This is a genomic window from Azospirillum sp. B4, assembly GCF_000333275.1.
Lineage (GTDB): Bacteria > Pseudomonadota > Alphaproteobacteria > Azospirillales > Azospirillaceae > Nitrospirillum.
Map to the genome: position 1 here is coordinate 1 of NZ_BACU01000380.1, position 10,828 is coordinate 10,828.

The following is a 10,828-nucleotide window of genomic DNA, read 5'->3' on the forward strand; positions in this document are numbered from 1 at the left end:
ATCCACCCTGACGGCGCCGATCCGCCACCAGGCCGCCGCCAGGCCCCTGAAGAATAATGAACGGGAGGGATGGATTGTGATGAAGCGCCGACAATTGCTGGGCGGCATGGCCGCTGCCGGCGTGGGCATGGCGCTGGGCGCCCATGAGGCCCTGGCCGGCGCCCCGCCGCCCGGCACCTTCACCGCGTCCGACGTGCATGTGCAGGACTATCCCACCGTCCAGGCCATACACTGGATCGGGGACCAACTGGCCAAGGAGACGGAGGGGCGCCTGTCCCTGCGCGTCTACCATTCCGGCCAGATCGGACGGGAGAACGACACCATAGACCTGACGCGCTATGGCGCGCTGGATTTCACCCGCGTGAACTTCGCGGCGCTGACCAACATCTTCCCCGTCTCCGGCGTGCTGACGCTGCCTTACGTCTTCGACGACACGGCGCACATGCGCCGCGCCCTGGACGGTGCGGTGGGCAAGGACCTGCTGGCGGCCATGAGCCAGCGCGGCCTGGTGGCTGCCTGCTTCTACGACAGTGGCGCCCGCTGCATCTACAACGGCCGCCGCCCGGTGCATGAGCCGCGCGACCTGCACGGCATGAAAATCCGGGTGCCGCTGTCCGACATCTTCATGTCCATGACCCAGGCCATGGGCGCCAATCCCACGCCGCTGTCCTTCGGCGAGGTGTTCACAGCCCTGCAGACCCACCTGATCGATGGCGCGGAAAACAACTGGCCCAGCCTGGACTCCACCCGCCAGTTCGAGGTGGCGCACCATTGGGCGGAAACCCACCATTCCATGTCGCCGGAACTGCTGTTCATCTCCGAACGCAGCCTGCGGGCGCTGACGAAGAACGACCGGGACCTGGTCCTGGACCTGGCGGCCCGTTCCGTCGCCGTCATGCGTGAGCTGTGGGACAAGGACGAGGCTGCGGCCAAGGCCCACTGCGTGGCCAATGGCGTGCAGATATCGGAGGTGGACAAGGATGCTTTCCGCCTCGCGACCGAGCCGGTGTTGAAGGCCTATCTGGCCAATCCCGACATCCAGCAGTTCTACCGCCGCATCCGCCAGGAGGCCTGAGCCCATGCATGCGACCCACGCCGCGACCGCGCCTTCGGGAATCGCCGGTTTGATCCTGACCGGCCTATCACACGCCGCCACGGTGTTGGCCGCCGTCGGCATGGTGGGGATGAGCCTGGCGGAAGGCTGGCAGGTCTTCGCCCGCTATGTCCTGAACGACAGTCCCGGCTGGACCGAGCCGCTGACCCTGCTGCTCATGACCACCACCGCCATGATGGGGGCCGCCGTGGCCACGCGGCGGGAGATGCACTTCCGCTTCATCGCCCTGGCCCAGGTGGCGCCGCCGCGCGCGCAGACGGTGCTGGCCGGCTTCTCCCGCCTGGTAGTGCTTGCCATCGGCGCCGCCTTGGCCATCTGGGGCTGGGATCTTATGGCCGACAACTGGGCCATCGCCATGCCGGGTACCGCGCTGCCGGAAGGATTGAACTACCTGCCCCTGTCGCTGGGCGGCGCCCTGATCGCCCTGTTCGCCCTGGAGCGGCTGCTGGTGCCCCCAACCACCCCGGCCCCTGCCACCCCGGCCCCTGTCATCGTGGAGGATTGAGCCCCATGGAAACCGCCATCCTCTTCGGCGCCTTCGCCATCCTGTTGCTGCTGGGCGTGCCCGTGGGCTTCTCGCTGGCCGCCGCCGCCGTCGCCGCCATCGCGTACATGGGCCTGCCACCCATGGTGCTGGTGCAGCAGATGACCTCCGGCATCAGTTCCACCGCCATGATCGCCATCCCGCTGTTCATCTTCGCGGGGGAACTGATGATGCGGGGCGGCATCTCCGAACGGCTGATCGGCCTGGCGTCGGCCCTGGTGGGCCATCTGCGCGGCGGCCTGGGCCAGGTGAACGTGCTGGCCTCCGCCTTCTTCGGCGGGGTCTCCGGCTCCGCCATCGCGGACGCGTCGGCCATCGGCGGCACCATGATCCCGCAGATGGTGGCGCGCGGTTTCGACCGCGACTACGCCGTCAACGTCACCATCACGTCCGCCCTGGTGGCGCTGATGGTGCCGCCCTCGCACAACATGATCCTCTATTCGGCGGCGGGCGGTGGCGGCATCTCCATCGCCGACCTGTTCGCCGCCGGCATCCTGCCGGCCGTGGTGATGGCGGGCGCCCTGATGGTCACGGCCTACCTCATCGCGCGCAAGCGCGGCTACGCCGTGGAGCCCTTCCCCGGCTTTGCCGCCGTGGGCCGCCGCCTGCTGTCGGCCAGCCCCGGTCTGCTGCTGGTGGTGCTGGTGTTCGGCGGCGTGCGCGCGGGCATCTTCACGGCGGTGGAGAGTGCGGCCATCGCCGTGGTCTACGCGGTCTTCGTCACCGTCGTCGTCTACCGCCGCCTGACCTGGGCGGATTTCAAGGAATGTTGCGCCGGATCCGCCCACACCACGGGCATCATCCTGTTCATGATCGGCGCCCGCAGCGTCTTCGGTTGGCTGATGTCCTATCTGCNAGTACCGGCGGCGGCGGTGGCCGCGTTGAAGGGCGTTGGCAGCGATAANGTGATGGTGCTGCTGATCATGAACATCATCCTGCTGCTGCTCAGCACCTTCATGGACATGGGCCCCCAGATCATCATTTGCACCCCCATCTTCCCTGCCGGTTGGCAAGGCCTTCGGCATCGACCCGGTTCAGTTCGGCGTCATCATGATGCTGAACGGCGGCATCGGCTTGATCACCCCGCCCATCGGCTCCGTCCTGTTCGTGGGCAGTGCCATCGGCCGGGTACCGGTGGGGCAGCTGATGCGTTCCATCTGGCCGTTTTACTTGGCGGCGGGCGTGGTCCTGATGCTCGTCTCCTACATACCATTCCTGTCGCTTTGGCTGCCCAATGCTATGAAATAACGTCACTAACGTTATGAAATAACAGAACAATCAAGGGGAGATGCGACAAAACGCCCGACTTGCCCAAACCTTCGTATGGGCGCATACCGCCCGCCGAAACCGTATAACAACCGCGCTTCCCATCGCAAATCCGTAACGGAACTTTGCCAAAGGAACGCGGTTGTTGAATTCATGCTCCGGCGGGCGGGTTATTTAAATGAAAACGCTTCTCACCATCACGCCTATCCTTGTCCTGTCCTGCGGGGTCCTGTCCTGCGGCGCGGCGCTGGCCGCCGAGGCGGACATGCCTGAGGCGGAAAGCTGGAGCCTGCACGGCCAGTTCACGCTGGTGGAGCAGTACCACCCCAGCTTCACCTCCCCCTACCGGGGCGCCAACAGCCTGGACCCGGCCGCGCGCGGCAACGAGACGACGGACGCCACGCTCTACGCGGGCGCGCGGCTGTGGCCGGGCATGGAGTTCTACGCCAATCCCGAGATCGACCAGGGCTTCGGCCTCAGCAACACGCTGGGCGTGGCGGGCTTTCCCAGTGCCGAGGCTTACAAGGTGGGGGAGAGCGAGCCCTACATCCGCCTGGACCGCGCCTTCTTCCGCCAGACCTTCAACCTGGGCGGTGACCTCCAGCCGCTGGAGGCCGGCGCCAACCAGCTGGGCGGCAGCCGCACAGCCGACAACCTGGTCATCACCGCCGGCAAGTTCTCCGTCACCGACATCTTCGACACCAACAGCTATGCCCATGACCCGCGCAAGGATTTCCTGAACTGGACGGTGGTGGACAGCGGCGCCTTCGATTACGCCGCGGACGCCTGGGGCTACAGCTATGGCGCCGCCGCCGAATGGACGCAAAGCTGGTGGACCCTGCGGGCCGGCGTCTTTGATCTGTCGCGCAAGCCCAACGACAAGGCGCTGGAACGCGGCTTCGGCCAATACGAACTGGTGGTGGAGGCGGAGGAGCGGCACCAGCTGATGGGCCGCGACGGCAAGGTGAAGCTGCTGGTCTTCCAGAACCACGCCAACATGGGCGGCTATGCCGACGCCGTGCGCCAGGCGGCCCTGACCGGCGGCACCCCCGACAGCGGCGACGTCCGCCGCTATGCCACCCGCGCCGGCTTCGCGCTGAACGCGGAACAGCAGATGGGGGACGACTGGGGCCTGTTCCTGCGCGCCAGCGCCAACGACGGTTCCAAGGAGGCCTATGAGTTCACCGACGTGAACAAGTCCCTGGCCGTGGGCGCCTCCACCACCGGTGCCGCCTGGGGCCGTACCCAGGACACCGCCGGCATGGCCGGCGTGGTCAACATGATGAACGCCGACGCCCGGGCCTACCTCGCGGCCGGTGGCGCCGGCATCCTGGTGGGTGACGGGCGGCTGAGCTACAGCAGCGAGCGCGTCGTGGAGGCCTACTACAGCGCCGCCCTGTGGACTGGCCTCAACCTGACCCTGGACTATCAGTTCATCGCCAACCCGGCCTACAACCGCGACCGCGGCCCCGCCAACGTGTTGGGCCTGCGTTTCCACGCGGAGATATGAGGCCTAGCCCAGACTGCCGGCGAAACGCTCCGCCAGGCGATCACGGCGGAACGCGTCCAGCACGGTGTCGATGAAGACGCGGGTCTTGGCTGGCAGAAGGGCGCGGCTGGCGTAGTACAGCGAGATGGCGCCGGCGTCGGCATACCAGCGGGGCGCCAGCCGTAGCAGTTCGCCCCGCTGCAGGTGCGGCAGCGCATCCGGCACAGCCAGCAGCGCAACACCCAATCCCAGCAGCGCCACCTCGCGCATGGCGGCGGGATCATTCACCACCACGGTTTCCGACAGCGCCACCGGCATCTCGGCGCCAGCGGCGTCGCGCATAACCCACTGCCGCACCCGGCCCGTGTGGGCGGCGCGCATGACGACGCCCGCCCAGCCCCTGAACCCGGCGGGGTCGGAGGGGGCCGGTCGGCCCGCCATGAAGGCTGGTGACGCCACCGCGATGATGTGGGCCGGCGCCAGCGGACGCGCCACAACGCCGGGCGCGAGGTCGAAACCGCCGCCGATGGCCGCGTCGTACCCTCCCGCGATCAGATCCACCGTACGGTTCTCGAAATGCCATTCGGGGCGAATACGTGGATAGCGCGCGAGGAAGGCGGGCAGCAGCGGTAGGATGTGGGCGGCGCCGAAGCTGGGCGGCAGGCTGACCTTCAGCACACCGGCAGGTTCCTCCGCGTTGGTCGCCACCTCGGCGATGGCCGCCTGCAGGGCATCCAGGTTGCCGCTGATCCCCATCAGGAAGCGTTCCCCCGCCTCGGTCAGCGTCAGCTTGCGCGTCGAGCGGTGGAACAGCCGCACACCGATATTGCGCTCCAGCATCGCGACATTGCGTCCGACCGCCGCCGGTGTCAGGGCCAGGCGCCGCGCGGCGGCGGAAAAGCTGCCCAATTCGGCGCTGCGGACAAAGGATTCCAGGTTGGCCAGCGTTTCCATGCGGCTGATTTTAAATGATTACTTTTAAATGATCAAAGCCATTAACGACTAATCAAATCAGGTCAACGGGGCGACACTCCAGCCATCGCAACCCCATGGAGAAGCGCCATGAACACGATCGGCATTATCGGCGCCGGCCAAATCGGCCGCGCCTTCGCCACGGCCCTCGCCGCCAAGGGCATTCCAGCCGTCATCGCCAACAGCCGCGGTCCGGAGACGCTGTCCGCCCTTGTCGCCGAAATGGGCCCCACCATCCGGGCGGGTACGCGGGACCAGGCGGCCGCCCAGGATATCGTCCTTGTGGCGGTGAACTGGTCGAAGCTGCCGGCCGCGTTGGCCGGTCTTCCGGACTGGGCGGGCCGCGTCGTCGTCGACGCCAACAACCCGATCGAGGCGCCGCTGTTCAAACCCATCCCCCTGGGCAACCGGTCGTCGTCGGAGGTGGTGGCCGGCTTGGTGCCAGAGGCCCGGGTGGTGAAGGCGTTCAACCACCTGCAGGCGCACCTGATCTCCAGCGACCCGGCCGGGGACGGCGGCAAGCGGGTGCTGTTCTACTCCGGCGACGACGCGGACGCGAAGGCGCAGGTGGGCACGCTCATCGACCAGTTGGGCTTCTTCGGCATCGACCTGGGCCCGCTTGCCATCGGCAGCCGCCTTGTCCAGTTCCCCGGCGGCCCCCTGCCCGCCCTGAACCTCGTGAAAATCGGCTGACAGGAAAGGAACCACGCCATGTCCACCATCGCACCGACGGCGCAAGAGCCGGACTACGACCATCTTCTGCGCGCCAACTTGGAGCGCGTCTTCAACGAGCGCGACGCCGCGGCGCGCGCGGCCGCCATGGCGGCTCTGTATGTGGCGGAACCCGTCATGTACGAGCCGGCGGCCGTCGTGACCGGCCGCGCGGCGATCTCGGACATCGCCGGCAAGCTGTTGGACCAATTCGGCCTGACGTTCCGCTTCCGGCCGGCCGGCCAAGCCGTGGGGCATCACGGGCTGGGCGTGCTGCCCTGGAGCGCCGGTCCCGACGGCGGGCCGGTGCTGGTCAGCGGTACGGACGCGGCCGAGATCATCGATGGCAAGATCGCGCGGCTCTGGGTTCTGCTCAATCCAGCCGGAATGTGATCGGGCTGGCCCTGCGGCGCCATCGCACCGCCGCGAGGCCTTATGGGGATCAGGACGCTGGGGATGCTGCCGTAGACGAAAAAGCCCGGTACCAGGGGCCCGGGCTTGGGTACTGGATCACGGAAGGCGGTCACCGCCCCAACCATCCTCCATCCACGGCCAGCACGGTGCCGTGGACATAGTCCGCTGCGGATGAGGCCAGAAACACCGCCGCCCCGCCTAGATCCTCCGGACGACCCCAGCGACCGGCGGGGATGCGGGCCAGGATGTCGCGGTTGCGCGTCTCATCGTTGCGCAAGGCTTCAGTGTTGTTGGTGGCGAAATAGCCGGGGGCGATGGCGTTGACGTTGATGCCCTTGGCCGCCCATTCATTGGCCAGCAGCTTGGTCAGGCCGGCGATGCCGCTCTTGCTGGCGGTGTAGGAGGCCACGCGGATGCCGCCCTGGAAGGACAGCATGGAGGCGATGTTGATGATCTTCCCGCCCCCTTGGCCCCCACCGCCTTGCCCGACCATTTGACGCGCCACGGCCTGGGCCAGGAAGAAGGGCGTCTTCAGGTTGACGTTCATCACTAGGTCCCAGTCATCCTCCGAGAATTCCAGGGCGTCGGCCCGGCGGATGGTGCCGGCGTTGTTGATCAGGATGTCGATGCGACCGAAGGCGGCGACGGCCTCGTCCACCACGCCCTGCACCACGCCGACGCTGTCGAGGTCGGCATGGACGAAGTGGAAGCGGCCACCCACCTCCTTGACCGCCGCCTCGGTCTCGGTGGGCGTGCTGCGGCCAGCCGCCACGATGTCGGCGCCGGCGCGCGCCAGGGCCACGGCCAGGCCCTGCCCCAGGCCGGTGTTGGCGCCGGTGACCAGCGCCACGCGGCCTGCCAAGCTAAAAGGATTCTGGTCGAAGGGATTGAAAGCCATGGGATCGCCCTCCCTCAGCGCAGTTGGCAGATGTCCAGGACCTTCATGTCGGTGTAGTCGAGGTTCTCCCCGCCCATGGCCCAGATGAAGGAATAGTTGGCGGTGCCGGAGCCCATGTGGATGGACCAGGGCGGCGACACCACGGCCTCGTCATTGGCCACCACGATGTGGCGGGCCAATTCGGGCTCACCCATGAAGTGAAAGACCCGCTGATCATCCTTGATATCGAAGTAGAAATAGACCTCGGACCGGCGGTCATGCAGGTGCGGCGGCATGGTGTTCCAGACGCTGCCCGGCTTCAGCATGGTCAGGCCCAGCAGCAGCTGCGCCGACTGGCAGGTCTGGGGCACGATGTACTGGTAGATGGTGCGCTCGTTGCTGGTCTCCAGCGCCCCCCGCTCCAGCGGCACGGCCTGGTCGATGGAGATCTTCACCGTCTTGAAGCGCGCATGGGCGGGCGTGCTGGCCAGATAGAACTTGGCCGGATGGACCGCGTCGGCCGAGGCGAACACCACCGTCTCCGTCCCCATGGGGACATAGAGGCCATCGCGCGACGCCAGGTCGTAGACGGTGCCGTCCACCGTCACCGTGCCGGCGCCGCCGACATTGACGATGCCCAGTTCCCGCCGCTCAAGGAAAGGCTTGCCGGCGGCGGAGGCCGGCTCCGTCTGCAGGGGCAGGCTGACGGGCGCGTCCACCGGGGCGGCGCCGCCGATGATGAAGCGCTCGTTATGGGAATAGTTCAGGCTGACCTCACCGGCCACGAACAGGCCGGTCATCAGGTAGCGGTCACGCAGCTGCTGGTTACGGGCGCCGTCCATCATGTCGGGATGGGTCGCCTGATACACCTTCTTGAACATGGTCCTTCTCCCCGTGACTATTGTTTTCAGTCCAGCTTGTAGGCGCGCTTCGGAAGCCGGTAGGCCAAGTCGACGGCCACCTCCGCCGCGTCGTCCTCATCGATGCGGTGCTCCGCGACCAGCCGAGCCAGGAAGGCGCAATCCACCCGGCGGGCCACGTCGTGGCGGGCGGGGATGGACAGGAAGGCGCGGGTGTCGTCGTTGAAGCCCACGGTGTTGTAGAAGCCCGCCGTCTCCGTCGTCTGCTCGCGGAAGCGCATCATTCCTTCCGGGCTGTCGTGGAACCACCAGGCGGGCCCCAGCTTCAGGATCGGGTAATGGCCGGCCAGCGGCGCCAGTTCGCGGGCGTAGACCGTCTCATCCAGGGTGAAGAGGATGACGGACAGGTCCTTTTCGTTGCCGTAACGATCCAGTAGCGGCTTCAGCGCGTGGACATATTCCGTGCGCAGCGGGATGTCGGCGCCCTTGTCGCGGCCGTAGGTCTCGAAGATGCGCCGGTTGTGATTGCGGAAGGAGCCGGGATGGATCTGCATGACCAGCCCATCCTCCAGACTCATGCCCGCCATCTCCGTCAGCATCTGGGCCCGGAACAGCTCGGCATCCGCCGCCGTGAAGGTGCCCTTCACCACCCGGGTGAACAAGGACTCCGCCTCGGCCGGCGACAGGTCGGCGGTGGCGGCGGTGACGTGGCCATGGTCGCTGCTGGTGGCGCCCACGGCCTTGAAGTCAAGGCGCCGCTTGCGGTGGGCGTTCAGATAGCCCCGCCAGCTGTACACGTCCTCGCCGGTGATGGCGGCGAACCGCTCCATGGCGTGGCGGAAGTTCTCATGCTCCGGATCGATCACCGCGTCCGGGCGGTAGGCGGTGATGACCTTGCCCTTCCAGCCGCTGTCCCGGATCGCCTCATGGTGGGCCAGCGTGTCCACCGGGCTTTCGGTGGTGGCGATGACCTCGATGTTGAAACGCTCGAACAGGGCGCGGGGACGGAAGGCGTCAGTGGCCAGCTTGGCGGTGATGGTGTCGAAGTAAAGGTCCGACGTTTCGGCACTGAGCTTCACGTCCAGACCAAAGACCTGGGTGAAGACGTGGTTCAGCCAGGTGGAGGACGGCGTGCCGCGGAACAGGTGGAAGTTGGCGGCCAGCAGGCGCCAGGCCTCACGCGGATCCACGTCGGGCGCCGGCTGGCCGGCCGCCGGGATGCCCAATTGCTCCAGCGTGACGCCCTGGCTGTAGAGCATGCGGTAGAGGTAATGGTCGGGCTGCAGCAGCAAGGCGGTGGCGTTGGGGAAGGCCTCGTTGCCGGCGAACCACGACGGGTCGGTGTGGCCGTGCGGGCTGATGATGGGCAGGCCCTTCACCTTCGCGTACAGGCGCCGCGCGATGGCGCGCACCGCGGGGTCGGCAGGGAACAGGCGGTCTTCGTGCAGGGTCAGGTGCTGGGCCATGAGGGGCCTTCCTTCAGTGTCACCGGGCTGTTCCCGTCCGTCTTCACGCGGAGCCGGGCATGCGTCAGCCGTCTTTTGCGGGGCGGTATCCGGCACGCCGGATCCGTCCTCCTCCCGTCCCATTTCGTACCGGTCTTGGTAACCGGTGTCAATTTCGCATCGCGACTTTCGGCATAAGAAAATCCCACTAAGGCATTTTTAGCCCCGGGGCGGCACGGAGGACTCGCGCACCACCATGCGGCTGACGACACCGGTGGCGATGTGCCCTTCCTCCTCATCGCTGGAAATGCGGATGATCAGCTTCTCCGCCGCCAGCCGCCCCAGATCCTTGGCCGGCAGGCGCACGGTCGTCAGCGAGGGCCACAGGCGGGTGGCGATGGGGCTGTCGTCGAAGCCGACGATGGTCAGGTCGCGGGGGATGCTGATGCCCAGGCGCTGCGCCGTCTTGTAGACGCCGGCCGCCATCTCGTCGTTGCTGGCGAAGATGGCGGTGGGCCGGGGCTCCCGCGTCAGCAGGCGGGTGGCGCAAACCTCCCCGGATTCGAAGGTGTAGGCCCCCTCCTCCACCATCTCGGTGCGCAGCGTTATGCCGTGGCTCTTGAGCGTGCCGACGAAACTTTCGCGGCGTTCATGGGCGGACCGGTGGCGCGACGGGCCGGCGATGAAGCCGATGTCGCGATGGCCCAGGCCCGCCAGATGCTCCGCCACCTCGGCGGCCCCCTGGCGGTCATTGTAGACCACCATGTTCGCGGCCTCATCCAACGAGACGGCGGACAGTCGGACATAGCGGCAACCGAGATCGCGCAACACCTCGACCAGTTGTGGGTTCTCCGAGGCGGGCGGCACGATGATCACGCCATCCAGGTTCTGGCGCTGGATGAACTGTTTGGCGTCGTTCAGGAAATGGGGGCTTTTCTGGTCACAGGGGTGCACGACCAGCTCGAACCCCGCCAGGCGGCAGGCGGCCAGGACGCCCTCCTGGATGTTCACGATGAACTGGGCGTTGGGGTTGTCGTAGACCAGGCCCAGCAGGAAGGAGCGCTGAAAGGCCAGCCCGCGCGCCTGGGGGCTGGGGACGTAGCCTATCTGCTCGATGATGCCGTTGATGATGGTGC

Annotated in this window: 11 protein-coding genes and 1 pseudogene; 7 read left to right on the forward strand and 5 right to left on the reverse strand. The window is 67.1% G+C overall.

The features are described 5' to 3' along the window. From I55_RS16915 to I55_RS16930, 5 genes and pseudogenes are all read left to right on the forward strand, one after another. Positions 1 to 1,075, forward strand: a 1,075-nt coding sequence (locus I55_RS16915; protein WP_211100313.1) for a TRAP transporter substrate-binding protein, incomplete at its 5' end; no start/stop codon positions are given. A gap of 4 nt (positions 1,076 to 1,079) precedes the next feature. Continuing rightward, the gene (locus I55_RS16920) at positions 1,080 to 1,619 is read left to right on the forward strand and encodes a TRAP transporter small permease (RefSeq protein WP_044561756.1); all 540 of its coding nucleotides are present in this window, start codon (positions 1,080 to 1,082) and stop codon (positions 1,617 to 1,619) included. A 5-nt stretch (positions 1,620 to 1,624) separates the two neighbouring features. Then, positions 1,625 to 2,596 (forward strand): annotated as a pseudogene (locus tag I55_RS16925) (TRAP transporter large permease); the annotation flags it as partial. A gap of 115 nt (positions 2,597 to 2,711) precedes the next feature. Continuing rightward, positions 2,712 to 2,906, forward strand: coding sequence for a TRAP transporter large permease subunit (locus I55_RS38525; protein ID WP_252181185.1), 195 nt, complete (start codon positions 2,712 to 2,714; stop codon positions 2,904 to 2,906). 196 nt (positions 2,907 to 3,102) lie between these two features. After that, positions 3,103 to 4,434, forward strand: a complete 1,332-nt coding sequence (locus I55_RS16930) for a carbohydrate porin (protein ID WP_049974212.1) — start codon at positions 3,103 to 3,105, stop codon at positions 4,432 to 4,434. A 3-nt stretch (positions 4,435 to 4,437) separates the two neighbouring features. Here the strand turns inward: I55_RS16930 and I55_RS16935 are convergent, their stop codons facing one another. Next, the gene (locus I55_RS16935) at positions 4,438 to 5,367 is read right to left on the reverse strand and encodes a LysR family transcriptional regulator (RefSeq protein ID WP_044561757.1); all 930 of its coding nucleotides are present in this window, start codon (positions 5,365 to 5,367) and stop codon (positions 4,438 to 4,440) included. A gap of 84 nt (positions 5,368 to 5,451) precedes the next feature. Here I55_RS16935 and I55_RS16940 point away from each other — a divergent pair, with 84 nt between their 5' ends. Together I55_RS16940 and I55_RS16945 are read left to right on the forward strand one after the other, a co-directional pair. Then, positions 5,452 to 6,078, forward strand: coding sequence for an NADPH-dependent F420 reductase (locus I55_RS16940; RefSeq protein ID WP_376739201.1), 627 nt, complete (start codon positions 5,452 to 5,454; stop codon positions 6,076 to 6,078). A gap of 18 nt (positions 6,079 to 6,096) precedes the next feature. Continuing rightward, a complete protein-coding gene (locus tag I55_RS16945; protein ID WP_044561759.1) occupies positions 6,097 to 6,489 on the forward strand; it encodes a nuclear transport factor 2 family protein in 393 nt (130 codons plus the stop codon). Between the two features lie 130 nt (positions 6,490 to 6,619). Here I55_RS16945 and kduD read toward each other — a convergent pair whose 3' ends face one another. From kduD to I55_RS16965, 4 genes are all read right to left on the reverse strand, one after another. Next, positions 6,620 to 7,408: a 2-dehydro-3-deoxy-D-gluconate 5-dehydrogenase KduD gene (gene kduD / locus I55_RS16950; RefSeq protein WP_044561760.1), complete on the reverse strand. Its 789-nt coding sequence runs from the start codon at positions 7,406 to 7,408 to the stop codon at positions 6,620 to 6,622. Between the two features lie 14 nt (positions 7,409 to 7,422). Beyond that, positions 7,423 to 8,268: a 5-dehydro-4-deoxy-D-glucuronate isomerase gene (gene kduI, locus I55_RS16955; RefSeq protein ID WP_044561761.1), complete on the reverse strand. Its 846-nt coding sequence runs from the start codon at positions 8,266 to 8,268 to the stop codon at positions 7,423 to 7,425. 26 nt (positions 8,269 to 8,294) lie between these two features. Continuing rightward, positions 8,295 to 9,713 (reverse strand): glucuronate isomerase, encoded by a 1,419-nt coding sequence (uxaC, locus tag I55_RS16960; protein ID WP_044561762.1) that lies wholly within the window; start codon positions 9,711 to 9,713, stop codon positions 8,295 to 8,297. Positions 9,714 to 9,911: 198 nt separating this feature from the next. After that, positions 9,912 to 10,828, reverse strand: a 917-nt coding sequence (locus I55_RS16965) for a LacI family DNA-binding transcriptional regulator (RefSeq protein ID WP_044561763.1), incomplete at its 5' end; no start/stop codon positions are given.

Coding starts and splice junctions, on each gene's coding strand:
- uxaC (WP_044561762.1), bottom strand. CDS start 9,713: ATGGCCCAGCACCTGACCCTGCACGAAGACCGCCTGTTCCCTGCCGAC.
- kduD (WP_044561760.1), bottom strand. CDS start 7,408: ATGGCTTTCAATCCCTTCGACCAGAATCCTTTTAGCTTGGCAGGCCGC.
- I55_RS38525 (WP_252181185.1), top strand. CDS start 2,712: ATGCTGAACGGCGGCATCGGCTTGATCACCCCGCCCATCGGCTCCGTC.
- I55_RS16935 (WP_044561757.1), bottom strand. CDS start 5,367: ATGGAAACGCTGGCCAACCTGGAATCCTTTGTCCGCAGCGCCGAATTG.
- kduI (WP_044561761.1), bottom strand. CDS start 8,268: ATGTTCAAGAAGGTGTATCAGGCGACCCATCCCGACATGATGGACGGC.
- I55_RS16930 (WP_049974212.1), top strand. CDS start 3,103: ATGAAAACGCTTCTCACCATCACGCCTATCCTTGTCCTGTCCTGCGGG.
- I55_RS16945 (WP_044561759.1), top strand. CDS start 6,097: ATGTCCACCATCGCACCGACGGCGCAAGAGCCGGACTACGACCATCTT.
- I55_RS16920 (WP_044561756.1), top strand. CDS start 1,080: ATGCATGCGACCCACGCCGCGACCGCGCCTTCGGGAATCGCCGGTTTG.